Consider the following 24751-nt stretch of genomic DNA (forward strand, 5'->3'; position numbering starts at 1 on the left):
TACTTAGCCAACAGGTAAAGATTACAGTATAAAGCCTGACGCTAATAACATAAGCTTGTAATATGGCGACTATTGCCCCATGTACCAGCAGTATGCAGACCTTACTGTTTGATATAACCGTATTCAAAATAACCATTTTTAATAAATCGTTTAATCAATAGGAGCTTTTATGACGGAGCAAACCCCAAACACCACTGCGAACGACGTTGAACAGCTGATTCGTGACCAAATTAAAGATAATAAAGTTATCTTATATATGAAAGGCACGCCACAGTTTCCACAGTGTGGCTTTTCTGCGCGTTCTATCGAAGTGCTGACTCAAATTGGTCGCCCATTTGCCTTTGTGAATATTTTAGAAAACCCAGAAATCCGTGCCACCTTGCCAAAAATTGCTAATTGGCCAACGTTTCCACAATTGTGGATTGATGGTGAGTTGATGGGTGGTTCAGACATTATTTTGCAAATGTATCAATCAGGCGAGCTTAAGCCAATGGTCGAAGCCAATAGCCCAGCGGCATAGTTTTTAACGATATAACGTTCAAGCGCTTCTATCTAGGCATATTCGACGTCTAAATTTATAAATGTTGAATTGCTAAGTACTGAGCCTAAGAAGTAGCAAGCCCAAGCAGTCCACTGATGACTGCTTGGGCTTTGTGGTTTTTGAATGCTGGTCTTTACAATTTATTGTTTTTATAGTTTTTACCCCCATACAATGCTGATGATAAAACTCCTATAAATACCTCTTCAATAATAAGAGAGCCCTATGAATAACCAATCAAATCAGCAGCCGCTAAGCGACCAACAAATAGCTGAGCAAGAGACTGTTAAGAAAGAAGAAATTGAGCAACAAGCTATCGAGCAACGCCGTGAGCACTTAAAAAACGAGTCAGTGCGTATTATTGATATTGCCAATAATGAGCCCCATTCTGCTTTAAAATGTATTCATCAACTTAGTGTGGCCGGCGGCGCAACCGAAGGTACCTATGTTGCTATTGAGCAACGTATCGTTACTGATCAAGACGCCGCCGGGGCTTATCATTTATCATTACTGGCACAGAATACGTCAGATTTACCAATTGATGTGCGCCAGCTTATTGAGTTGGTGGTTGCCAAAGGTGATAATCAGCAGCGTTTAGCACTTCTAAAAAACTTGCCATTACCGCCTGTTGATATGATTAAAGAACAGGTTTTAGCCAGTGATGATGGTGATGCGATTGGGCAAATGAATGCCTATCTGCAAATCAACCCTGAAGGGTATGGCAGCCAGCATCTGTTGACTAGTAGTCAGGCCGATCAGATTTTATCGATGAGTCATGACGACAATGTTAATAACAATATTAACAATAATACTAACGACGACTGACAAGGCCTGATTTTTAAATTCCAGCTTTTAAAGACTGGGTTTTAAAGAACAGTTACAGAGTTTTTAGCGTAAAGATTTTTAAAGACGCTAAACATTGTTATAATTATCGGTTATCTTCCAGATTTTAACGGCTTATCTTAGCGGTTATCTATTTTTAGCAGTTATTTATTTTTAAAACATGATTGACGCCTATTTATCATACGGACAGTTATTGTTATAAATCAATAACTTGTGGTAAAAACTGGCACAATCAGTCAAGTGAGGCATGCATGCAATATCCAAAAAATTACGACGTGGTGGTAATCGGTGGCGGTCATGCCGGCACAGAAGCGGCCTTAGCTGCCGCGCGTATGGGCGCGCAGACCTTACTATTGACCCATAATATTGAGACGCTGGGTCAGATGAGCTGTAATCCAGCGATTGGCGGTATTGGTAAGTCACATTTGGTGCGTGAGATTGATGCACTTGGCGGTGCAATGGCGCTAGCTACCGATAAAGCGGGTATTCAATTTCGAGTATTGAACAGCCGTAAAGGTGCCGCCGTTCGAGCGACGCGTGCGCAAGCAGATCGTATTATTTATAAAGCAGCTATTCGCCATACGCTTGAGAATCAGCCAAACCTTGATATATTTCAGCAAGCTGCTGATGATATCTTAGTGGAAAATGGTCGTGCCACTGCGGTTGTGACCTCTACTGGGATTGTCTTTAAAACCGAAACCGTTGTCTTAACCTCAGGGACGTTTCTAGGCGGCGTCATTCATATTGGGCTTGAAAATTCTAAAGGCGGACGCGCAGGGGATCAGCCTTCCATCAAGCTTGCTGACCGTCTGCGCGAGCTAAAGCTACCGGTAGGGCGCCTTAAGACTGGCACCCCGGCACGTATTGATGCGCGTAGCGTTGACTTTAGCGTGATGACCACCCAGCCTGGTGATACGCCTTTACCGGTGATGAGTTATATGGGCGATGTCTCCATGCATCCCGAGCAAGTGAACTGCTATATCACGCATACCAATGCGCGTACCCATGACATTATTCGTGAAAATTTAGATCGCTCACCGATGTTTTCTGGCAAAATTGAAGGTGTAGGCCCGCGCTATTGTCCCTCTATTGAGGACAAAATTCATCGTTTCGCCGATAAAGACAGCCATCAGATATTTATTGAGCCTGAAGGTCTGACCACTCATGAATTATATCCCAATGGTATCTCGACCAGTTTGCCGTTTGATGTACAGTTAGAATTTATTCATAGCATGAAAGGGCTTGAGAATGCACATATTACTCGCCCAGGTTATGCGATTGAATATGATTATTTTGATCCACAAAATTTAAAACCTACTCTTGAAACTAAGTCTATTGATCGCTTGTATTTTGCCGGACAAATCAATGGCACAACTGGCTATGAAGAAGCAGGCGTGCAAGGGTTACTGGCAGGAACCAATGCGGCACTAGTCACCCGTGATAACAGTGAGTTTGAAACTTGGACACCGCGCCGTGACCAAGCTTATCTTGGTGTGCTTGTCGATGACTTAATCACCCACGGCACCACTGAGCCCTACCGGATGTTTACCAGTCGCGCTGAATATCGCCTGTTGTTACGTGAAGACAATGCGGATCAGCGTCTCACTGAAACCGGGCGTAAGCTGGGCTTGGTCGATGATGTGCGCTGGCAGGCTTATCAAGAAAAAATGGAAGCCATCGGTAAAGAGACCAATCGTCTAAAAGACTTATGGGCAACCCCTGTTAACGCATTAGGAGCGCAGATAACCGCGCAAACGGGCGAGGTGTTATCGAAAGAATCTACTGCCTATGATTTGCTAAAACGTCCGCAAATTCACTTTAAAGATATTGCAGCGATTACTGACTCACAAGTCGATCCACAAGTGGGCGAGCAGATCGAGATATCAGTTAAATATGCCGGCTATATTGATCGTCAGCAAGAAGAGATTGATCAGATGAAGCGTCTAGAAAATACCGCACTGCCAATGGACTTTAATTATAGCGTAGTGTCTGGGCTGTCAAATGAGATTGTACAGAAACTATCTCAAGTACGTCCTGCGACGCTGGCGCAAGCCGGTCGCGTTAGCGGTGTCACTCCCGCAGCCATTCAGCTATTGGCGATGACCATCAAAAAACAGAAAAAAGCCAAGTCGGCTTTAGAGTCATAACTCGTTCCAATTTACCGTAGTGATGTTCGTATTATTTCGGGCATCTTACTGACCTGAGCCCATTTATGACCGAAGCTATTCTTTTTGCGATCACTATTGTACTGCCCAACCTTGCCTTAATGGGGTTGGGTTTTTTTATGCAAAGACAAGGACAGGCCAGCCAAGCGTTTATCGATCAAGCCTCAAGCTTCGTCTTTAACTATTGCTTGCCGTGCCTGTTATTCTTTAGCGTAGTCGATAGTGAAGTGGATTATGCGAAGCAGGTATTACTGATAGCGGTTGGGGTATTAATTACTTTTATTCTATTCTTTGGTGCTGAGCTTTATGCCAAGCGCTATATCGAGCAGCCGGCCGATCAAGGGGTATTTGTACAAGGGGTTTTTCGCAGTAATATGGCCATTATTGGCCTTGCAACCGTCGCCAATGCTTATGGGGAGCGCGGTCTGAGTATCGGTGCGGTCTATATGGGCGTAGTAACGATACTATTTAATATTTTGGCAGTGATTACTTTGAGCCGCGTGTCCAAAAGTGTTAGTGATACCTGGATAAGTCGCATTATTTTGATTGTCAAAAAGTTGGCAACCAATCCACTCATGGTTGCGCTATTGGCCGCTTTTGCCTATAAAGCCTCATCATTACCGCCGATTACAGGTGTTATTCATACCACTGGCGATCTATTGGCTGCTGTAGCGTTACCGCTAGCACTGATATGTGCGGGTGCTAGTATCGACTTGAAGTCAATGCTGAGTCTTTCAGGCATATCGATGCAGGCAAGTATTGGCCGTATCGTCATCGCGCCGCTGATAGCTATTGCAGTAGGGCTTAGTTTTGGGCTGACGGGTATTCATATGGGCGTGCTGTTTTTAATGGTTGGCGCCCCAACCGCTGCCGCCAGTTATGTAATGGCAAAGGCGATGGGCGGTAATGATATATTAGCTGCTAATATTTTAGCATTTACAACTGTGGTCGGTATGTTCGGAATGGCGATTGGGGCAGGGGTATTACGCGGATTTGGGCTAATGTAGAATTTTTATTTTAATAGAGCACAATAAGAAATTAATATAACGATATTGATACTGGGTTTTAAATGATAGAAAGTTAAGGTAAAGTTTAGTTAATCTAACCTCGGCAGAATTGTCACAATAAGTGGTTGTCTTCAAAGGGCATGGGTGTCGGTGGGTTATAAAAAGTAACGTTGATTTGCAGACAAGCATTGCTCTTTGCATCAACAGCCCTTAATGTTATACAAAGCGTAAACTGTTCTCTCGCTATCAATTATTTGGATATCACTATGAGCCAATCACTATTATTAACCCATAAAAACACTGCTCTATGGCAAGCCTACCAAAATAAAAAATCGCAAAGTCCGATGTTATTCCCAACAGAAGGTGCGGCAGCACTGGGTGTCAGTGAGTTTGAGTTGATGCTTGCGTCGCCTTATAGCCAATATATTGGCGGGCAGTGCAAAGCGGTACTCAAGCAGTTTGAAAGTTTTGGTAAGGTTGAGAGCATCGTTAGAAATGCGCTAGCCGTGCACGAAAAACAAGGTCAATATCATAATTTAAAACTGGGTGACAAGATGGGCATAGCGCTCAATGTCGGCGGACTTGATCTGCGCTTCTTTATGTGGCGTTGGCAGCATATGCTTGCCGTAACCGACACCAGTAAAGCGGATAAACCGTCTTATAGTATTCAGTTTTATGACAAGCAGGGTGCCGCGATTGATAAAGTTTACTTGCGTGAGCTGACAGAGAAGGCAATTGCCTGCTGGCAGGCAATGATTCAGCAGCAGTTAGAGACAGTCACTAATGATGAGCTGAATTTAGAGGTGAAAACGCCGCTTAAACCATGGCAATATAAGACACTTAGCGATGATAAGCGTGAAGAGCTACAACGAAGATGGCGGAAAATGACCGATGTACATCAGTTTTATTTTTTATTACAAAAGCTTAATATAGACCGTGCCAGCAGCTATCGTCAGGCACCGGATCAAACCACTCATCAGCTTAGTATTGATGCGGTTGCTGCTACTTTTGAGCAGGCACGCGATGCCAAATGCCCTATTATGATCTTTGTGGGTAATAGCGGTATGGTACAGATTCAGACCGGCCAAGTTCATACGCTTAAGCGTATAGGCGACTGGCTTAATATCTTTGATAAAGATCATACTGACTTTACTTTGCACCTAAAAGATAAGGCGTTAGCGCAAGTATGGTGCGTTAAGCGTCCGACCAAAGATGGTATTGTATCTTGTATTGAAGGTTTTGACAGTTATGGCACTAGTATATTTAGTGTGTTTGGTCAGCGTCTAGAAGGTACCCCTGAACTTGCTATTTGGCAGACCATTACCGCAGAAATCGTGGACGAATATAGTCATGATACAGTCTAAGACGCAATAAAAGACCCCATAAAAAATATAATCGACAAGTTAGTATCGTTCACTTGGTAAGTAAAAATTTCTTATTTTGCCTAAGCGTGATGGCTGTTATTGACTCATAAATGCCTCAAACCGTAAATGGCTTAGTTTTTATCGTTTTGCTAACTTATAGAATACCTGTCGCAAACCTTCTACGCTAAAGCGTGTTTTATGGCCTTTAATGTTAAGTCATGAGGGTAATGATCATTGTGTTGCTGGTAAGATAAAGGCATGATAGGTTATTAATAACAATTAATATGTTAATGACATTATCAATAAGGAATAATCAGAATGCAGTGGTTAGATCAACAAACAGTGACCGAACACCTCAATATGCAAGCCGCTATTGATACGATTGAACAGTTATTACATCAGCAAGCGGTACATCCAAATTGGATTAAATCGCCTGAGCGCTTAGTTATTGAGACTTTTAGTGAAGATAGTACTCATAGTTCAGGCTCGCATTTATCAATGCCAGCGATGATTTATGATGGCGAGCAAGAATACACTACGGTAAAACTAGTCACTATCTGCCCAGACAATCCCAGTCGTGACCTGCCAACGACTACTGCCATTATTACTGTATCAAATAATGCCACTGGTGAGATATTAGCGGTGATGGATGGCATTTATATTACCCAAGTACGTACCGCAGCGCTATCGGGTATCGCTACTAAATATATGGCTAAGGCTGACTGCCAAAGCGTCGCTGTTGTCGGCTGCGGCGGGATGGCTTATGAACAATTGAACGCGGTACTGACCGTACGCCCTGAGATTAAGACTGTTTACTTATGGAATAGAAGCGCGCAAGGTGCTGAGAATTTTAAAGCGCGTTTTGCTCGTGATTATGCACAATGGGATGTGGAATTAAACATTTGCGAGCAGCTGACTGATGCCATTAAAGATGCGGATATTATCAACGTAGCGACGCGTGCTAATAAAGGCTTATTTAGCATCGAGCAAATTAAACCTGACGTCCATATCAACGCGGTAGGGGCATATCGGTCATCAATGAAAGAGATCAGCAATGATGTTATTGAAAATAGCGGTATAGTGGTGGTTGATGATTTAGTTGGCAGTCGTCATGAAGCTGGAGATTTGATCCAAGCTCATGATGCTTCTGATTGTGCATGGACCTGGGATGAGCTTAGTGGCGATCTACAAGCACTAGTGACTGATAAGATACCAGCAGCGCTAACAGAAAAATCGACTAAACCTGCGCAAACTATGACGTTATTTAAGTCGGTAGGCGCAGCCAGTTTTGATGCGGCAGTAGCACTCTATGTTGCACAGCAAGTACAAGCAAAATAATCTTGGCACGTAAATATCAGGATAGGAATCTTATAGCTATAATTTCAACAGTTAGAATGGTTATAATCAGTGTGTTTATAACCATAAATGCTATCAATAAAAAACCTCCTACTCACTTAAGAGTAGGAGGTTTTTGTCTAATTTAAAGACCAAAGTTTAACGTTTACACATCAGCTATCAACGATCGTTACGTTTTTCTTCACGGCGCTTTTTACGACCGGGGCTGGTACGATATGTTAGATAACCACCGATAACCATAACCCCCATAAACGCCAAGATATACAAAAATATTGATGAGCCAATAAATAGTGATGCGCCGATAATAGGAGTAGCGTCCATGTCAGATATCCAATTAAAGTTTATAAATTATTATGCAAGCGCCGCCTCAGATTGTAAAGTAAATAAATTTAACTGAGGCACTAATGCCAATGAATGTAGCCGCGCTGCTTGATCATAGACGTTGGCGGTAACAATCAACTCATCAGGTTCATATTCAGCGATGAATTCAGCAAGTTTTGGCTGTACGGTCTCAACTGAGCCGATAAAAGACACCGACAAAGCACTATCGACCATCATTTTTTCTGCTGGGCTCCACAGGGTATTCATATCTTCGATAGGTTTTGGCATTTGTCCGCGCTCATTACGACGTAAACGCACAAAGCTTTGTTGTGTTGAAGTAAAGTGATAGTTCGCTGTCGCATCATCATCAGCTAAGAGTAAATTGGCAGCTAGCATGACATAAGGCTTATCAAGATAAACGGATGGCTGGAATTGCTCACGATAAGCAGTGATGGCATGGCTAAGCATTTGCGGGGCAAAATGTGAGGCAAAAACATACGGTAGCCCTAAATGTGCAGCTAGGGTTGCACCAAATAATGACGACCCCAAAATCCAAATCGGCACGTTTGATTTTGCACCAGGGAACGCTTGTACTGGACTATTATCAGTATCATCACCTAATAGATATAGCAGCTCCTGCACATCTTGCGGGAAGCGCTCAGCATCATGCATCTCCCGACGTAGGGCCTGAAAAGTAGCCCCATCAGTACCTGGGGCGCGTCCGAGACCTAAATCAATGCGGTCACCATATAACGCTTGCAAGGTACCAAACTGCTCAGCAACGACTAATGGCGCGTGATTAGGAAGCATGATACCGCCTGAGCCGATACGAATGCGGTCAGTTTGGCTGCCAATATGTGACAACAATACTGAGGTAGCAGCGCTCGCAATGCCTGCCATATTATGATGCTCGGCCATCCAATAACGGTTTAGGCCGACTTTTTCTGCTTGCTGTGCCATCTCTACCGTTTGGGCAATGCCATCGGCAATGGTTTTGCCAGTAGGAACGGGTGCTAAATCTAGGAAGGATAAAGGAATTTTGTTACTCATAAGTCACCTGTTTTTATGATGCCATATTAACAATGGCACTCTTATATTGTTATTCATTCAAAAGCGCTTACAGGATTATTCTGGCAGTTTTTTGTAGACAGCTTATAGAAAACCGTTAGCGCTTAACACTTTATATAATGGGGCGGTTATCCTGAATATAAAGGCTAGTGTCAAAGGTGATAACAAATATTAATAAGGCTATAGAGCTAAAAACAGGCCAGCTAACATTTTATTAAAAGCAAGTAAAAGGCCTCATTATCAATGAATAATGAGGCCTTGGTGTTAAGTACGACTTTGAAATATGAAAATTACTCTCTAATCTTGTTGGTCAAACTGATTCTGACAAAGCTCCATAAAAGCACGACCGTATTGACGGATTTCGGCATCGTCCCGTACTGCCATCCAACTGGTGAAGCGGCCAAAATGATCGACTGGAATGGCGGTTAAGTTTTGATAATGGCTGGGCTCAAAGGCCATCTCAGCGATAATACCAATACCTAGACCTAATCCTACATAAGTGCTGATCACATCCGCATCTAGCGCCGCTAATACAATGTCAGGCTCCAATCCGGCAGCCTCAAAAGCTTTATCAATCGCCCCACGCCCGGTAAAGCCACCGTGATAAGTTACTAATGGATAGCTGGCAAGAGTGGGTAAGTCGATAGTTTCTTGACCGGCAAGCTCATGATCGCTTGGCACGATAACACGGTGCGTCCAGTCGTAATATCGATAACAGCGTAGGTAGTTATTATGCAATAAGGATTCAGTGGCAATACCAATGTCAGCTTGCCCACGAATGACCATCTGGGCGATAGTCTCAGGGTCAGCCTGCTGGAGGATTAAGTTCACCTTAGGGAAGCGTTCCTTGAACTCTTTGACCACTTTAGGCAATACATAACGTGCTTGGGTATGAGTCGTTGCAATGGTTAGCGTACCCGTATTAGGATTATTGAAATCAAGACTTAAGTTCTCAATAGTACGAATCTCAGCAAAAATGGATTCAATATGTGGCATCAGAGCGGTACCCATAGTGGTGAGTCCAGTCAGCCGCTTACCTTGACGAACAAATACTTCGGTTTTTAGTTGGTTCTCAAGAGCGGCAATATGCTTCGATAAGCTGGATTGACTGGTATGCAGCACCGTTGCTGCTTGACTTAGATTGTAGCCATTGACGACCGTATGCCACACTGTCTCCAATTGTTTGAGCTGAATCTGCAGATGCCGCTGATTGATCACCACGTCGATTGCCATAAAATAATCCTATCCAATAAAAACAAAGTCTGCATATAAAATAATAAAAATGCTCAAACGCGCAGCAAGAGCCTAGTGTAAAACAAAGTTATTATTCTTGTATATAATAAATAGGTATCTATTTATGTTATTTAGGAATATAGGGTTAAAGTGTTGGCTAGCAGAATGAAGTGAAAAAAGAGCCACCTTATTTATGTAAGGTGGCTCTTTGCCTAGGGCTAATCATAAGTCTGAAGTTGATAATAATCAGAGTTAAATGAATATTAGAATTGAATGCTAAAAACGATCCGCATTCATCACTTTACTCCAAGCATTAACAAAGTCGTGGACAAACTTCTCTAGATTATCATCCTGCGCGTAAAGCTCAGAATAAGCACGTAAGATAGAATTTGAGCCAAATACTAAGTCCACACGAGTGGCCTGCCATTTCACATTACCGGTTGCACGCTCACGTACTTCATAAAGGTTAGAGGTATGCTCTGAATCATCATTGTCATTGATTGGGTGCCAAGTAAGATTCATATCGGTTAGATTGACAAAGAAGTCATTACTAAGCACGCCAGCGCGGTCGGTAAAGACGCCGTGTTGCTTATGGCCATAGTTGGTATCAAGAACGCGCATACCACCAATTAAGACCACCATCTCAGGAGCCGTTATACCCATCAATTGGGTACGATCCAGCAGCATCTCTTCAGGGGATACTGCATAGTTGTCTTTTACCCAGTTGCGATAGCCGTCGTGGCGGGGTTCAAGATCAGAGAAGGATTCACCATCAGTCATCGCATCCGTTGCATCGCCGCGCCCTGCATTGAAAGGTACAGTCGTCTTAACGCCTGCATCAGCAGCAGCTTGTTCAATAGCACTATTACCAGCAAGGACAATTAAGTCAGCCATGCTTACAGGCTTAGCAAACTCAGTTTGAACGCGGGTTAAAGTCTCAAGCACGCATTGTAACTGCTCAGGCTCATTACCGATCCAATCCTTTTGCGGGGCTAGACGAATACGGGCGCCATTGGCACCGCCGCGATAGTCAGAAGCACGGAAAGTACGGGCGCTGTCCCATGCGGTGATGATTAGCTCACGGCGGCTGAGACCACTGTCTTTGATTTGCGCTTTTAGCGTGGCAATATCATCAGCAGTTAAGTCAGCGTTGCCGGCTGGAATAGGATCTTGCCATACAAAATCTTCTGCTGGCACGTCGGCACCTAAATAACGCGATTTTGGCCCTAAGTCGCGATGGGTAAGTTTAAACCACACTTTGGCAAATACGTCATCAAAGTATTCTGGATTTTTATGGAAGTTTTCTGAAATCACGCGATACGCTGGATCTTTAATCATTGCCATATCGGCATCGGTCATCATAGGATTGCGGCGTATACTTGGGTCATGCGCATCTACCGGCTTGTCTTCCTCGGCAATATCAGTCGGCTCCCACTGCCATGCACCCGCTGGGCTCTTAGTTAGTTCCCAGTTGTGATTAAGCAGCAACTCGAAATACTCATAATCCCATTGGGTTGGGTGAGTAGTCCATGCGCCTTCAATCCCACTGGAGACTGTATCACCCGCATTGCCGCTACCATTAGGATTGCGCCAGCCTAAGCCTTGCTCTTCGATGCCAGCACCTTCTGGCTCATCTTCTAATACCGTTGCATCGCCATTACCATGACATTTACCAACGGTATGTCCACCGGCGGTTAAGGCAACCGTTTCTTCATCGTTCATCGACATCCGCGCAAAGGTGGTGCGTATATCTTGTGCTGTTTTAATGGGGTCAGGATTACCATCTACACCTTCAGGATTGACATAAATCAAGCCCATTTGTACCGCCGCTAATGGGTTTTCAAGTGATTCACGTTCATTATCATCTTCATAGCGGTTTTTGGTAGCCGCAAGCCATTCGCGCTCAGAACCCCAATATATGTCTTTTTCTGGGTGCCAGATATCTGCACGTCCGCCAGCAAAGCCTAACGTTTTAAAGCCCATAGACTCATAAGCCATATTACCGGCTAAAATTATCAAATCCGCCCAAGACAGTTTATTGCCGTACTTTTTCTTCATCGGCCATAATAGACGACGTGCTTTGTCTAAGTTAACGTTGTCCGGCCAGCTGTTCAATGGCGCAAAGCGCTGATTGCCAGTGTTAGAGCCCCCGCGTCCATCAGAGCGACGATAAGTACCTGCGGAATGCCAAGCCATTCGAATCATGAGGCCGCCATAATGACCCCAATCTGCTGGCCACCACGCTTGCGATTCGGTCATCAGATCTTTTAGGTCTTGCTTAACGGCTTCTAAATCTAATTGCTTAAAGGCCTCAGCATAATCAAATTCAGGATCCATTGGATTGGTTTTATGGTCTTGCTGATGTAAAATATCTAGGTTTAAGCTGTTCGGCCACCAATCAGTCGCCGCTGAGGCAGTAGTAGTATGTGCTTGATGCATGACCGGACAACCGCCCATACTGGGGCGCTGCGGTGTATGCGACTGGTCTACATTCTCACTATGAATTGTCGGACCTTGGCCATCGCCCTGATCATAAGCAGTATTAGTGTGGGTGCTGGAATCGCTGTCATGGTCAACAGGGCAGCCAGTAGACTCTGCTGTTGAATTATTGGGGGTCGAGTTGGTCATTGGATAACTCCTTGGCTGTGATAAGAACGGTAAATAGCAGTAGTTAGCGCTATTGTTCATAATTGTTTATATACCTAGCATATAGAGTTATTCATGATTTAGAAAACTAATATATAAAAATGTTAGGTTTTAAAATACCAATCAATGTCTGACTGGTATTTTACCATTGCATTGTCTCATTCAGTGTTAACAAGTTTGACAGCATCCCATGAAAAATTCTATCTTGTTCATGAATGACAGTAGTTTGTAGCGAACGTTATCACATTAGATTTTGCAAAAATAGATAATAAAGAGATTTTGCCTGTAGGACAGTAAACAGAAAATCAAGATAGCATTTAATAGTTCTGTAAGTTCACGATATATAGCGTTACTACTGTGATATATCCACCTTTCATTAATGCGCATAATAGATAAGTTAATGCAAAAATATTATCAGAATGTCTAGTCAAGATAGGCGTTCTCAAGTACCATAATTAAATTTTGCTGCAAGCACTGTTATTTGTGCAGCGCTAGGCAATTTTTTATCGATATTTGACCTCGATATTTAGTAGGGAATTGCACACCGTTGTATTTTTTGTTCCTTTTTGGTGATTTGTTATGTCTGCTGTCCAACCTGTACCACCCAATCCTCCGGTCGCTGAAAAGTCATGGGGTGATGCGGCAAAAGCCTATCTTGATCGGCGTGCTATCATTATGCTGTTTTTGGGATTTGTTGCTGGTATCCCAATCTTACTGATTTTCTCAAGTCTGTCATTATGGCTGCGCGAAGCGGGCATTGATCGCAGCGTAGTGACGATGTTCAGTTGGGCAGCGTTAGGTTATTCGTTTAAGTTTATTTGGGCGCCCTTGGTTGATGCGGTGCCACTGCCTGTATTGACTAAGTTATTGGGTCGTCGGCGTAGCTGGATATTGATTGCCCAATTGATGATTATCTTAGCGATTTGTCTGATGGCCAGCGTCAATCCGATTGATGATAGTAGCTTGGTTTATATGGCGGTGGGGGCAGTACTACTTGGTTTTTCTTCTGCGACCCAAGATATCGTCATCGATGCTTACCGGATTGAGCTTGCACCGCCCAGTTTACAGTCGGTACTTTCGGCGATGTATACGGCTGGCTATCGTTTAGGGATGATCGTTGCAGGTGCTGGTGCGCTATATTTGGCTGATTACTTTGGCTCTACCGAAGCGTTATATAGTTATGAGGCGTGGCGTAATACCTATTGGGTAATGGCCGGAGTCATGGGTATTGGGGTTATTACCACCTTAGTCATCCATGAGCCTGTTAGTGAACAAGTACGTGCCCCACGTAAGACCTCAGACTACACACGATTGGTATCGGTGTTTGCTTTATCGGTTGTCGGCTTCGTTCTCGTATTTGCCAATGTCGGACAACTGTTACCTGAGACTGATAGTGCCGTTTTGGGATTTTTAATTGAAATAGTGCATTTGGTACTCAGTTTAGCGACCGCTTTGATTATCGGTTATTTCTTGGTAAAAGCAGGACTCGTACAAAAGCAAGTTGCCGTTGCAACCTGGGTTGAACCTATTGCTGACTTTTTTCGCCGTTATGGTAAAAAGGCACTGCTATTATTGGCGCTGATTGGACTTTACCGTATCTCCGACATTGTTGCTGGCGTCATATCCAACGTTTTTTATCTAGATATGGGCTTTACTAAGACTGATATTGCCAATGCCGTCAAGTTAGTCGGGGTTATCATGGTGATTGCTGGTGGCTTCTTGGGTGGCCTGATGGCGCAAAAGCTACGTATGATGCAGGCGATGATGGTTGGGGCGATATTAGCTGCTGTGACTAATTTATTATTTGTATTGCTGACTTACCATCAAGGTAGTTTGCCGTATATGTATATGGCAGTGATATTTGATAATCTTGCGGCAGGTCTTGCCAGTGCGGTGTTTATTGCTTTTTTATCCGCGCTAACCTCGATACGATTTACCGCCGTTCAATATGCGATTTTCTCATCGCTCATGACCCTTCTACCTAAGGTGTTGGGCGGCTATTCAGGTACCATCGTTGATAAGATGGGCTATCCGTTCTTCTTTATCTTCACCTTTGCTATTGGAATTCCCATTCTAGCGCTGATTTATTTTGTTGATAAACATATTGTTATCGGTGATAACGATGATATTTATGGTGACGATGATAATAGGGGTGATGACGGAAAACCTTCGTTGACTAAGGCCAACCCTAATTTGACTGATACCAATGAGCCGCCACGTGCGTCAGAATAGAGTAAGGGTTAATAATAGTAATATTGATTTGGCTATCGTTAATAAACACCCAACAAGTAAGATTGGACTATGACAACACCTATTATTCAGCAAATAAAACAGCAAAGTCAGCCGCTGGCAAATGCGTCTATGAATGGTGCTATACCTCATTTTTGGATAACGGACTGGCTACTGTATGTCATAAAAAAGCCATCAGTATTCTTAATGACCAACGATGACTATCAGTTGACCAAGGCCGAATATGAGCAGTTTAACGCCGGTGTAACTAAGATGCAGAAGGGCATTCCTTTAGCGTATTTGACCGGTCATCAGGAATTTTGGTCATTGGACTTCAAGGTTAATGAGCATACTTTAATTCCTAGACCCGATACTGAAGTATTGGTAGAACAGGTGCTAAATTGGATAAACATACAGAGTAATACTGAAGCTACTGCTGGTCAACGTGATGGAGCGAATAAACGCCTACTTGATTTGGGTACGGGTTCAGGCTGTATTGCTATTAGCCTTGCGCATGAATTGTCGCCAAAAAATAATAATGTTGATAAAGATAACCAAACTAAGTGGCAAGTGGTAGCGGTTGATGTTTCAGCGGAGGCGCTTAAAGTTGCAAGGCATAATGCTGTTATAAATAAAATTAATAATATTGAATTTATCCAGAGCAGTTGGTATAGCGAATTATCTACCCATTCTGAGAAGTTATTTGATGTGATGGTCTCAAACCCGCCCTATATTGATGAAGCGGACGTGCATTTGCAGCACTTGCAAGCAGAGCCAGTCAGTGCTTTGAGTGCACCCAATTATGGTTTGGCTGATATAGAGCATATTGTTCAGCATGCGCCGAGATACTTGCGCATAGATGGACTACTGGCCGTTGAACATGGCTTTGATCAAGGGGCGGCTGTACGCCAGTTATTTTTGGATAGCAGCTTTGACGCTGTACAAACCATTCAAGATTTTGGTGGTAATGATCGGGTGACCCTTGGACAGATTAAAGCGCTCTAGGTAATTTAGTTAAGTAGAACATAACGAGTTTATTGTAGTATGGTTGCTCTATTCTAAAATAGTTACAGCATAGTAGGAGAAATTTTCGGTGTCTTTGAAGTAGTGCATTCGCACAGTAAGTGAGAAAATTTTGCCAGCCTTGCAAGTTTATAGGCCGCATTTATTTTGTTTAGTCATCACTATAGGCGCGCTAAATGCTGGTCAGTTAAACAATAAGTTTGGATAATAAATATGACACATTCAGTAGGTGCAGAGATGTTAATAGATGCAGAGCTACTGCGCTATGCTAGGCAAATATTGCTTGAGGGCTGGGATATTGATGCGCAACTGCGTTTAAAATTTGCCCGCGTGGTGATAATTGGTGCCGGCGGACTTGGTTGCCCTGCTTCTGAAACCCTAGTGCGAGCAGGACTTGGACAGGTACATCTTATAGACGATGATGTCATTGAAGCCAGTAATTTGCAGCGCCAGACGCTTTTTTTACCAGACGACATCGGCAAACCAAAAGCGCTAACTGCCGCGCAAATGCTACAGCAAATAAACCCGCTTATTGAAGCTTGTGGTACGGTTGCTCGTCTCAGTGAGGACAATGCTTATCAGCTACTCGATATGCAATCAGGTAAACCAGATTTGCTATTAGATTGTACCGATAATTTTTCGACTCGCGATATCATCAATCGTATTAGTGTACGCTATCAAATTCCACTGCTGTCCGCCTCAGCGATTGCAATGCAAGGGCAATTGGCGTTGTTCGAGCCGCAGTTAAATACTGGCTGTTACCACTGCGTATTTGGTGCACCTCCTAATCTTGATAGTAGCAGTGATGTTACCCTTGATGAGCGTACCTGTGCTAATTCAGGGGTTCTGGCTAGTACTACCGCGATTATGGGTAGTCTGCAGGCCAATGCTGCGTTGCAATATTTAGGATTAACCAAAAATCCACTGACAGGCAAGCTGCTATTGTGGGACGGTAGCCGAATGCAGCAACGGCTGATAGGCTATCGGCAAGACAAGCAGTGTCCCATCTGTGCAGTTTAGCTTGTTAGCTATATTTTTCTTTCCTTAACTATTTTTGCTTACTAATAACAGTTGTCCTTTATGAAAATTCATCGTCCTCATTTATTGAAGCACACGTTTAATGTGGTCAACCGTGTGCGCCAGACGGCCAGTATCGCAGGATTGTCTGCGTTAAGAGTGGCTAAAGGCGAAAAGCCTGATGCCACGTTATTAAAAGATACTTTTGAGCAACTGGGTACTACCTATATCAAAATTGGCCAGTTTATTGCCAGTACGCCCTCATTATTTCCACGTGAATATGTCGAAGCTTTTCAAAGCTGTTTGGATCAGACTACCCCTTTATCGTATGATTATATTGAGCAGGTATTGACTGCTGAGCTTGCAATCAACGGCCAAACTTTGAGTGATAAGTTTGCTCATATTGATAAAAAACCGCTAGCGTCAGCTTCAATCGCGCAGGTACATGCTGCCCGTCTGCATAATGGTGATGAAGTGGTATTAAAGGTGCAAAAGCCAGGTGTCGAGACTATCATGCAGACTGATCTAGGAGTGCTGTATGGAGTGACTAAACTGCTAGAGCTACTCATGCCTTCGATGAAGTTTGCCAGTATCGCTCCTATTATTGATGAAATTCGCTTGCGTATGCTTGCTGAGACCGATTTTATCGCTGAGGCACAAAATATTCGTGACTTTCAGCAATTCTTAGCAGTATCAGGTAATACGCGAGTGATCGCGCCGCAAGTCTATGACGAGCTGACTACTAGGCGCGTATTGACCATGAGCCGACTGCGTGGTGTTTCTATGATCGATGAGTCGGCGATGCGCCAGTATTGTGATGATCCTGCGCAAGTGATGGCTGACACCTTAAATACCTGGTTTGCCAGTTTGATGTTATGCAATAGCTTTCATGCTGATCTACATGCTGGTAATCTGATGCTGCTGACGGACGGCCGAATTGGCTTTATAGACTTTGGAATAGTGGGTAAGCTAAAAGCTGAGAGCTGGCGCGCTTGTATGGGTATGATGCAGGCGTTGCAAGATAATGATTATCAGGCGATGGCTCGCCATATGATCGATATGGAAATGACCCATGGCCCCAGTGCCGTAAACGTAACCGCTTTGGCTGATGACTTGCAACGCATGATGAAAACTATTATGGCAGAAGATATTACATTTACCAGTGGTATACCGTTTAATAGCAAAGAGCAGGCCGATGACCTCAATAAAATGATGCTAGAGATTATCGATATCGGTAAGCGTCATGGGATTCATTTCCCGCGCGACTTTGCCTTGTTGACCAAGCAGCTGTTATATTTTGATCGGTTTATGCGAACCCTTGCACCGGACATGGATATGTTTAGTGATCAGCGAGTAAAAATACTGGGGCAAGATGCCACATCGACAGTTGTATCATCAATTGCTTCTTAGTGAACGATGGCCTATTCCGGTAATAAGCTATTATCGTAATAAGTCACTAAAAGCCGTTATTTTAAAGTACAAAAGTGGTTTACTGCTATATGTCTATGACAGCGCTGCGGCAGGATAGGTGACGGCGACTGTATATCTCATCTTGCTATAACTATAATATAGCGATGCTAAGGTGTTTGCTAAAACGTTTTTTAACACAAAGGATTGTGTGCTAATTGCCACAAATTGGCTCTGTCATGATGACTGCTTCTAAAAGCCGAACATTCACTACCATTACTAATGAAACGGCTACTGCCTTGATAGGACTTTACTGCATGGCGGTAGTAATGGGTTATGGGCGCTTCTTATTTACCGCCACCTTACCTGATATTATGACCCAGTTAGCGCTATCGACTACTATTGCTGGTTGGCTGGCCTCAGTCAACTATATCGGTTACTTCATTGGCGCGCTGATTGCGATGTTTATACCCCACCACATCACGTGGCGAGCATTAATGTTTGGCACGATCGTCAGTATTGTTACTACCATTTTGCTAGTGATACCAGATATGTCTCTTAGCCTATGGTATGTCATTCGCCTGCTGGCAGGTATCGCAAGTGGGGTAGCGATGATTCTTAGTTCTTCTTTTATCATTCAGCGTTTCAGTATTGAGCGCCGTTCCGTACTATCAACCGTACATTTTGCTGGTATTGGTGTCGGTATTAGTGCCTCTGCTATACTCACTTGGTGGCTGTTAACGCTTGGCTTTCACTTTGATATGATTTGGCTGGTTGCAGGGATTAGTAGTTTGCCACTTTTGTGGCTGTTATACGCCGTACGTCCGTTGAATGTTAATACCTCTAAACAAGCACAAGCTCAGCCTAACGCCGAACATCGTTCAGTGCGCCAAACCTATATTAATTTTAAACGATCCTTATATGAGGCGATTGTAGGTCAAACCAAAGCTATTTCATTATTGGCAGCAAGCTATGTGCTCGCAGGGTTTGGCTATATCACCTCGGCGACATTTTTACCTGTGATGGCAGCCCAGCGCCTAACAACACAAACCTATGCTGGACTACTGATTTGGTTGGTTGTTGGTATTTTTGCGATGCTATCTAACCCTCTATGGGGTGCGCTGGCCAAGCGTATTGGCGAAGTCAAAACCTTAATGGGTCTAACTTTATTACAAGCGCTTGGGATGTTATTACCTTTATGGTTTGATGGTGCATTTGGTTTATATGGTAACGCGGCTATTTTGGGTTCGACCTTTGTCGGTATGGTTTCAATGACCCTTAATATTATCAAAAATATGAATCCTGCCTATTCTAATTTATTAATTGGCTTGGCTACTTTAGCTTATGGGGCAGGTCAGTTTATTGGTCCATTAGTAACAGTAGCGTTAGCTGGAGAAAATGATAATTTTAATGCCGGGTTGTTAGTCGCTGGTATCGGACTGCTGGTTAGCTTTGTCTTAATATTACTATTTCGCCGCCAGTCGCACCGAGCAATCTAAATCACGTTACGGCTAAACACTTCCCGTAGCTCAAAGCTAGTATGAACCTGCGCCACACCTTCAATGCGATTGAGTCGATGTAATAAAAACTCTTCATAATGAGCCATATCGCGTACTCGAACTTTAATTAAATAATCTTCGGTACGTCCAGTGACGATACTACAACTGATGACTTCGTCGAAGCTTTGAATTTTATGCTCAAACTGCTCAAAGCGTTCAGCAGTATGACGATCCATGCTGATAGCGATAAAAATAGCCAGTGGGTAGCCTAGCTTTTGCGCGTCTGTTTGAGTATGGTACCCGGTAATAATACCTGCATCTTCTAGGCGCTTAACACGGCGCGCGCATGGAGTAGCAGATAGGTTAACGCGCTCGGCAAGTTCAGTAATACTCATTCGCGCTTCAGTCTGCAATAAGCTCAGTAGACGTTGATCAATATCGTCGATTTCATAAGTCGTTTGATCGTTAGAATGCTTGTTTGTCATAATGTAGTCATAATATTAGTTATTTAATCTAATTATATCGATAAAAGTAGTGTTAATCACTAAAAATTAGTTAATTTATATGTAATAAAGCTGCTTTTCACTCCACAAACTTTGCTATTATAATGGCATAAACTTTTGTTATCTCGTATGATAATACCGATTATTAAAACGTAACTGTTGTGAACCGAATATAATCTTTGAACCAAATATAATCCAACACATCATCTAAGGATTGATTATGTCTAAACATACCACACGCTCCGCGACCACCCAAACTGCAAAAGTCACCCCAAAGCATGCCGCTTTTGACTTTCGTAACTATCGTCCCTTTGCTTTTGCGCCGTCATTACCGGATCGCATATGGCCGAGCAAAACGGTTGAAAAAGCACCATTATGGGCAAGTGTGGATCTGCGTGATGGTAACCAAGCCTTAATTGATCCAATGACTATTGATCAAAAAATGCGCTTTTTTAAGACCTTAGTTGATGTTGGTTTTAAAGAAATTGAAATCGGTTTTCCATCAGCGGCGCAAGTTGAGTTTGATTTTGCTCGTAAATTGATCGAAGAAAATCATGTGCCTGAAGACGTCACCTTGCAAGTATTGGTGCAAGCCCGTGAGCATTTGATCGCACGTACCTTTGAATCACTAAAAGGCGCCAAACGTGCCATCGTTCATGTCTATAACTCAACTTGCCGCATTCAGCGTGAAAAAGTTTATGGTAAAGACCTTGCTGAGATTAAAGAGATTGCCATCACTGGCGCAAAATTATTAAAACAGTATGCTGCACAATATCCTGAAACAGAATGGGTATTCCAATATTCGCCAGAGAGCTTTAGCCAAACGGAAGCAGAATATGCGGTAGAAGTTTGTGATGCAGTTTGTGATATTTGGCAGCCGCAACAAGGTCAAGAAGTTATTCTAAACTTGCCAGCAACTGTTGAAGCATCCATGCCCAATATCTTTGCTGATCAGGTCGAGTATTTTTGCCGTAACTTGGCTCAGCGTGAGCATGTGATTGTCAGCCTGCATACCCATAATGACCGTGGCTGTGCCGTAGCTGCTGCTGAGCTAGGTATACTTGCGGGTGCCGATCGTATCGAAGGCACGTTGCTGGGTAACGGTGAGCGTACCGGTAATATGGATATCATGGTTATGGCGATGAACTTGTTCAGCCAAGGTATCGACCCTGAACTTGATTTTAGCAATATGAGCGAGATTGTGCAGGTAGTCAGCGAGTGTAATAACTTACCAGTACATCCACGCCATCCTTACGTTGGTGAGTTAGTATTTACGGCCTTTAGTGGCTCACATCAAGACGCCATCAAAAAATGTCTTGATTATAATGAGAACAATAAAGAAAAAACTGAAAATGTTTGGGATGTGGCTTACCTACCGATCGATCCGGCGCATATTGGTCGCAGTTATCAAGATGTGGTACGTATTAATAGCCAGTCGGGTAAAGGCGGCGTTGCTTATATCTTGCAACGTAACTATGGCTTTAACCTACCGCGTTGGATGCAGATTGACTTTAGCCGTGTGGTTCAACAACAAGCTGAAACCGCTGCTCGTGAATTACAAAACGATGAGATCCTACAAACCTTTGAAGACACTTACTTACAGCAAGGTAATTTTGAGCTACTTGATTACAGTGTCAACAACAAAGGTGGTGAGGTTTACTTTAATGGCCAAGTCCAGATGAATGGGGACACCATCACTATTGATGGCACAGGTAATGGCCCCTTGTCGTCTTTCATTAACGGCCTTGCACAACATACCGGCAAATCACTACATGTCATTAACTATGCCGAGCATGCAATTAATCCACAGCATGACAGTAGCGACGGTATCGATGATGATACTAATAGTAATAACAAGACCAATGCTAATGCTGCCGCTTATATACAGTTGAATGTTGACGGTGAGGTCTATTCAGGTATTGGGACTTGTAGCAGCACCGTGTCCGCTATGCTGAAAGGCGCTTTATCAGCTTTCGCCCAAGCACCAGCAGTGACTGCAGCATAAGCTTACATAGCAACTTACTTAAGCAAGTTAGCCGAATAGTTTAATGGTTATAACGTCATGTCTCTTTGCGGTAAGCAAACTAGGGTCATGGCGTTATTTTTTGCTATGTTAATTTACCAATTTTTTAAATGGTTGGCACCTCAAATTGACATTAAACCGTTATTACCTAACGTGTTAATCCGTGTATGGACGTTGATAGCATAATATTACTTGTGTTTTTAGTGTCTAGGACTTACGCTAATGTTTATATAACGTATTAGTATAAATAAAAGGTTAATTATGGAACCTGTTTCAATTGCTTCATTTACGCTAGCGTCTATTCTAGCGTCACTACCTGCTAATGGTGTACCAGTCAATAAATCGACGATTACGACACACATTAGTCCAGCTATCGCTGGCCAATGGGAGATAGACCTTAATAGCACAAATACGATTGGCGAGCCAGTAGCAGCGTCCGCTGATCAGTCGCTAGTTAGTAATGAGCCCAAAATAATTGCTGGCACAGAAGGCGGAGTAATAGCGCAAAACGAGCAGCGTATTGTTAAGACTAAGTCTAATATCAAGCCTAACGCCGCGCAGACTACAAGCGCATTAGGGGTAAAGTCTGCTCAGTGCCGTGAGCTATATAACTTTGGCGCAGACAATGAGATGTGGGCGGTTAGTGGCAAAGAATTGACTTATGGACGTTATATAGTCAGTCATAGGGAGGAAGGTCTACCGATTATTGCTATCAAAACTATCTATGATAACAATGAACCGGATTGCTCAGGCAATCAAATCGATCAGACTGATGAAGCTTTGATTGCTTTTTTAAACCATGATGGCAATCAAATGCAATGGTGTGCTGACCCTAATGGTAAAGAATGCTTCATGAATTTCAATCGGGTATTGCCATAGTCGCTAAGCATATTTAGAATGGCTAAGTGTAGTCCAATCTAGCTAGTGAAAATTGTCTTATTAAACTATAATAAAAAACCGCTATCGATGATGATAGCGGTTTTTTGTTATACATAGTTATTATCAGTAATAGTCATGACTATTACTGATAATAACAACAGCATGCGAATTATGATGCCACTTTTTCTTTATTAGCAGTAAGTAACTCTTTTTCAAGATAATGAATATTTTGTGCTTCATTAACAAAATTCTCATCGGCTAAAATAACATCACGATGCAACGAAATATTGGTTTTTATACCTTCAATGATCAGCTCATCTAGTGCATGTGTGGTCTTGGCAATAGCTTGCTGGCGTGTCTGTCCATGACAAATCAGCTTGCCGATTAACGAGTCATAATAACTGGGAATCTCATAACCGGGATAGAGATGCGAGTCAAAGCGAACGCCTGCACCACTTGGAGCAAATAATTGGGTAACTGTACCCGGAGAGGGCATAAACGTAGTGGCATCTTCCGCATTGATACGACATTCAATAGCGTGACCTTGAACTTCAATCTCGCTTTGGCGATAGGATAGACCGTAACCAGCGGCAATTTTTAATTGCTCGACCACTACATCAATACCGGTAATCATTTCAGTGACTGGATGTTCAACCTGAACGCGGGTATTCATCTCGATAAAGAAAAATTCATTATTTTCAAATAAAAATTCAAAGGTACCAGCACCGCGATACTTAACCAGTTCACAAGCTTTGACACAAGCATCCAAAATCGGCTGACGGATATCATCAGGAATATCAGGCGCTGGCGCTTCTTCTAGCACTTTTTGATGGCGGCGCTGTAGTGAGCAGTCACGATCATAGAGATGAATGGCATTACCATTACCATCACCAAGTACTTGCACTTCAACGTGGCGCGGGTTCTGTAAGTAGCGTTCCATATAGACAGTATCGTCACCAAACCATAGCTCAGCTTCTTGTTTTGCCGCTTGGACTTGGCCGATAAGCTCATCAAAGCGCTCAACGACTCGCATACCGCGTCCACCACCGCCAGATGCTGCTTTAATTATCAGCGGAAAGCCGATATTGCGCGCTTGTTCTTCAGCATTATGTAGATTTACGGCACCAACGGAGCCTGGTACGGTAGGAACGCCCGCTTTTTTCATGGCATTAATAGCAGAGACTTTATTACCCATTAAACGTATATGATCAGCGTTAGGACCGACGAATGTTAACCCTGCTTCTTCGACTCGCTCAGCGAACTCAGCATTTTCAGCTAAAAAGCCATAACCGGGATGAATGGCATCCGCGCCAGAGATTTCAGCAGCGGTTAAGATGGTATTAATATCCAAATAGCTTTGGTTGGCGTTAGGCTTGCCGATACAGACGGCTTCATCAACGAAGCGCAAATGCATCAAATTTTCATCAGCAGTAGAGTAGACACCAACGGTCTCGATACCAAGCGCTTTACAGGCACGTACGATACGTAGGGCAATCTCACCTCGATTGGCGATGAGCAGTTTTTTTATCATGGGGTCATCCTTGTCAAAGCAGCGGTGATCAATCAGATCGTTACGGGTTACTCATCATGCAGTCGTATTCAATACAACCGCAATTGATGTAGTCACAGC

Annotated in this window: 19 protein-coding genes; 13 read left to right on the plus strand and 6 right to left on the minus strand. The window is 43.2% G+C overall.

The features are described 5' to 3' along the window. Positions 1 to 169 precede the first annotated feature (169 nt). The 6 genes from grxD (at position 170) to AAEY88_RS01005 (ending at position 7255) form a co-directional block, all read left to right on the plus strand. Positions 170 to 520, plus strand: coding sequence for a Grx4 family monothiol glutaredoxin (gene grxD, locus AAEY88_RS00980; RefSeq protein WP_350557788.1), 351 nt, complete (start codon positions 170 to 172; stop codon positions 518 to 520). A 243-nt stretch (positions 521 to 763) separates the two neighbouring features. Continuing rightward, a complete protein-coding gene (locus AAEY88_RS00985; RefSeq protein ID WP_350557790.1) occupies positions 764 to 1363 on the plus strand; it encodes a hypothetical protein in 600 nt (199 codons plus the stop codon). A gap of 269 nt (positions 1364 to 1632) precedes the next feature. Then, the gene (gene mnmG / locus AAEY88_RS00990) at positions 1633 to 3528 is read left to right on the plus strand and encodes a tRNA uridine-5-carboxymethylaminomethyl(34) synthesis enzyme MnmG (RefSeq protein WP_350557792.1); all 1896 of its coding nucleotides are present in this window, start codon (positions 1633 to 1635) and stop codon (positions 3526 to 3528) included. A 65-nt stretch (positions 3529 to 3593) separates the two neighbouring features. Then, entirely contained in the window at positions 3594 to 4553 is a 960-nt protein-coding gene (locus AAEY88_RS00995) for an AEC family transporter (RefSeq protein WP_350557794.1), read from the plus strand. A 266-nt stretch (positions 4554 to 4819) separates the two neighbouring features. After that, positions 4820 to 5917 carry a ChuX/HutX family heme-like substrate-binding protein gene (locus AAEY88_RS01000; protein ID WP_350557796.1) on the plus strand — a complete coding sequence of 366 codons (1098 nt, stop codon included), beginning with the start codon at positions 4820 to 4822 and terminating at the stop codon, positions 5915 to 5917. 318 nt (positions 5918 to 6235) lie between these two features. Then, positions 6236 to 7255 (plus strand): ornithine cyclodeaminase family protein, encoded by a 1020-nt coding sequence (locus AAEY88_RS01005; RefSeq protein ID WP_350557798.1) that lies wholly within the window; start codon positions 6236 to 6238, stop codon positions 7253 to 7255. 177 nt (positions 7256 to 7432) lie between these two features. Here AAEY88_RS01005 and AAEY88_RS01010 read toward each other — a convergent pair whose 3' ends face one another. From AAEY88_RS01010 to katG, 4 genes are all read right to left on the minus strand, one after another. Continuing rightward, positions 7433 to 7594: a hypothetical protein gene (locus AAEY88_RS01010; protein WP_350557800.1), complete on the minus strand. Its 162-nt coding sequence runs from the start codon at positions 7592 to 7594 to the stop codon at positions 7433 to 7435. A 30-nt stretch (positions 7595 to 7624) separates the two neighbouring features. After that, positions 7625 to 8644: an LLM class flavin-dependent oxidoreductase gene (locus AAEY88_RS01015; RefSeq protein WP_350557802.1), complete on the minus strand. Its 1020-nt coding sequence runs from the start codon at positions 8642 to 8644 to the stop codon at positions 7625 to 7627. Between the two features lie 315 nt (positions 8645 to 8959). Further along, complete coding sequence (locus AAEY88_RS01020; protein ID WP_350557804.1) at positions 8960 to 9895, minus strand: LysR substrate-binding domain-containing protein; 936 nt, start codon at positions 9893 to 9895, stop codon at positions 8960 to 8962. A 276-nt stretch (positions 9896 to 10171) separates the two neighbouring features. Continuing rightward, positions 10172 to 12352 (minus strand): catalase/peroxidase HPI, encoded by a 2181-nt coding sequence (gene katG / locus AAEY88_RS01025; RefSeq protein ID WP_350560389.1) that lies wholly within the window; start codon positions 12350 to 12352, stop codon positions 10172 to 10174. A gap of 768 nt (positions 12353 to 13120) precedes the next feature. On the opposite strand from katG, the gene AAEY88_RS01030 reads away from it, so the two are divergent. The 5 genes from AAEY88_RS01030 (at position 13121) to AAEY88_RS01050 (ending at position 19716) form a co-directional block, all read left to right on the plus strand. Further along, positions 13121 to 14773, plus strand: coding sequence for an AmpG family muropeptide MFS transporter (locus tag AAEY88_RS01030; RefSeq protein WP_350557805.1), 1653 nt, complete (start codon positions 13121 to 13123; stop codon positions 14771 to 14773). Positions 14774 to 14842: 69 nt separating this feature from the next. Next, positions 14843 to 15775 carry a peptide chain release factor N(5)-glutamine methyltransferase gene (prmC, locus tag AAEY88_RS01035; protein ID WP_350557807.1) on the plus strand — a complete coding sequence of 311 codons (933 nt, stop codon included), beginning with the start codon at positions 14843 to 14845 and terminating at the stop codon, positions 15773 to 15775. A 231-nt stretch (positions 15776 to 16006) separates the two neighbouring features. Then, positions 16007 to 16813 carry a HesA/MoeB/ThiF family protein gene (locus tag AAEY88_RS01040; RefSeq protein ID WP_350557809.1) on the plus strand — a complete coding sequence of 269 codons (807 nt, stop codon included), beginning with the start codon at positions 16007 to 16009 and terminating at the stop codon, positions 16811 to 16813. Positions 16814 to 16873: 60 nt separating this feature from the next. Continuing rightward, positions 16874 to 18220, plus strand: a complete 1347-nt coding sequence (locus tag AAEY88_RS01045; RefSeq protein WP_350557811.1) for an AarF/ABC1/UbiB kinase family protein — start codon at positions 16874 to 16876, stop codon at positions 18218 to 18220. Positions 18221 to 18456: 236 nt separating this feature from the next. Further along, entirely contained in the window at positions 18457 to 19716 is a 1260-nt protein-coding gene (locus tag AAEY88_RS01050) for a YbfB/YjiJ family MFS transporter (protein WP_350557813.1), read from the plus strand. Here AAEY88_RS01050 and AAEY88_RS01055 read toward each other — a convergent pair. After that, entirely contained in the window at positions 19713 to 20201 is a 489-nt protein-coding gene (locus AAEY88_RS01055; RefSeq protein WP_350557815.1) for an Lrp/AsnC family transcriptional regulator, read from the minus strand. The genes AAEY88_RS01050 and AAEY88_RS01055 overlap by 4 nt on opposite strands. A 238-nt stretch (positions 20202 to 20439) precedes the next feature. On the opposite strand from AAEY88_RS01055, the gene leuA reads away from it, so the two are divergent. After that, complete coding sequence (gene leuA, locus AAEY88_RS01060; protein ID WP_350557817.1) at positions 20440 to 22224, plus strand: 2-isopropylmalate synthase; 1785 nt, start codon at positions 20440 to 20442, stop codon at positions 22222 to 22224. Positions 22225 to 22503: 279 nt separating this feature from the next. Further along, positions 22504 to 23121: a hypothetical protein gene (locus AAEY88_RS01065; protein ID WP_350557819.1), complete on the plus strand. Its 618-nt coding sequence runs from the start codon at positions 22504 to 22506 to the stop codon at positions 23119 to 23121. Positions 23122 to 23290: 169 nt separating this feature from the next. Here AAEY88_RS01065 and accC read toward each other — a convergent pair whose 3' ends face one another. Continuing rightward, entirely contained in the window at positions 23291 to 24652 is a 1362-nt protein-coding gene (accC, locus tag AAEY88_RS01070) for an acetyl-CoA carboxylase biotin carboxylase subunit (RefSeq protein WP_350557821.1), read from the minus strand. Positions 24653 to 24751 lie beyond the last annotated feature (99 nt).

This window comes from Psychrobacter sp. CAL346-MNA-CIBAN-0220, from assembly GCF_040309805.1.
Taxonomy (GTDB): domain Bacteria; phylum Pseudomonadota; class Gammaproteobacteria; order Pseudomonadales; family Moraxellaceae; genus Psychrobacter.

What these genes read in the sequence shown, in the direction of transcription:
- katG (WP_350560389.1), bottom strand. Translation starts at nt 12,352, where the DNA reads ATGGGCGGTTGTCCGGTCATGCATCAAGCACATACTACTACTGCCTCA.
- AAEY88_RS01045 (WP_350557811.1), top strand. Translation starts at nt 16,874, where the DNA reads ATGAAAATTCATCGTCCTCATTTATTGAAGCACACGTTTAATGTGGTC.
- AAEY88_RS01010 (WP_350557800.1), bottom strand. Translation starts at nt 7,594, where the DNA reads ATGGACGCTACTCCTATTATCGGCGCATCACTATTTATTGGCTCATCA.
- AAEY88_RS01005 (WP_350557798.1), top strand. Translation starts at nt 6,236, where the DNA reads ATGCAGTGGTTAGATCAACAAACAGTGACCGAACACCTCAATATGCAA.
- leuA (WP_350557817.1), top strand. Translation starts at nt 20,440, where the DNA reads ATGTCTAAACATACCACACGCTCCGCGACCACCCAAACTGCAAAAGTC.
- AAEY88_RS01050 (WP_350557813.1), top strand. Translation starts at nt 18,457, where the DNA reads ATGATGACTGCTTCTAAAAGCCGAACATTCACTACCATTACTAATGAA.
- AAEY88_RS00985 (WP_350557790.1), top strand. Translation starts at nt 764, where the DNA reads ATGAATAACCAATCAAATCAGCAGCCGCTAAGCGACCAACAAATAGCT.
- AAEY88_RS00995 (WP_350557794.1), top strand. Translation starts at nt 3,594, where the DNA reads ATGACCGAAGCTATTCTTTTTGCGATCACTATTGTACTGCCCAACCTT.
- grxD (WP_350557788.1), top strand. Translation starts at nt 170, where the DNA reads ATGACGGAGCAAACCCCAAACACCACTGCGAACGACGTTGAACAGCTG.
- AAEY88_RS01040 (WP_350557809.1), top strand. Translation starts at nt 16,007, where the DNA reads ATGACACATTCAGTAGGTGCAGAGATGTTAATAGATGCAGAGCTACTG.
- AAEY88_RS01015 (WP_350557802.1), bottom strand. Translation starts at nt 8,644, where the DNA reads ATGAGTAACAAAATTCCTTTATCCTTCCTAGATTTAGCACCCGTTCCT.
- AAEY88_RS01055 (WP_350557815.1), bottom strand. Translation starts at nt 20,201, where the DNA reads ATGACAAACAAGCATTCTAACGATCAAACGACTTATGAAATCGACGAT.
- accC (WP_350557821.1), bottom strand. Translation starts at nt 24,652, where the DNA reads ATGATAAAAAAACTGCTCATCGCCAATCGAGGTGAGATTGCCCTACGT.
- AAEY88_RS01065 (WP_350557819.1), top strand. Translation starts at nt 22,504, where the DNA reads ATGGAACCTGTTTCAATTGCTTCATTTACGCTAGCGTCTATTCTAGCG.
- AAEY88_RS01000 (WP_350557796.1), top strand. Translation starts at nt 4,820, where the DNA reads ATGAGCCAATCACTATTATTAACCCATAAAAACACTGCTCTATGGCAA.
- prmC (WP_350557807.1), top strand. Translation starts at nt 14,843, where the DNA reads ATGACAACACCTATTATTCAGCAAATAAAACAGCAAAGTCAGCCGCTG.
- mnmG (WP_350557792.1), top strand. Translation starts at nt 1,633, where the DNA reads ATGCAATATCCAAAAAATTACGACGTGGTGGTAATCGGTGGCGGTCAT.
- AAEY88_RS01030 (WP_350557805.1), top strand. Translation starts at nt 13,121, where the DNA reads ATGTCTGCTGTCCAACCTGTACCACCCAATCCTCCGGTCGCTGAAAAG.
- AAEY88_RS01020 (WP_350557804.1), bottom strand. Translation starts at nt 9,895, where the DNA reads ATGGCAATCGACGTGGTGATCAATCAGCGGCATCTGCAGATTCAGCTC.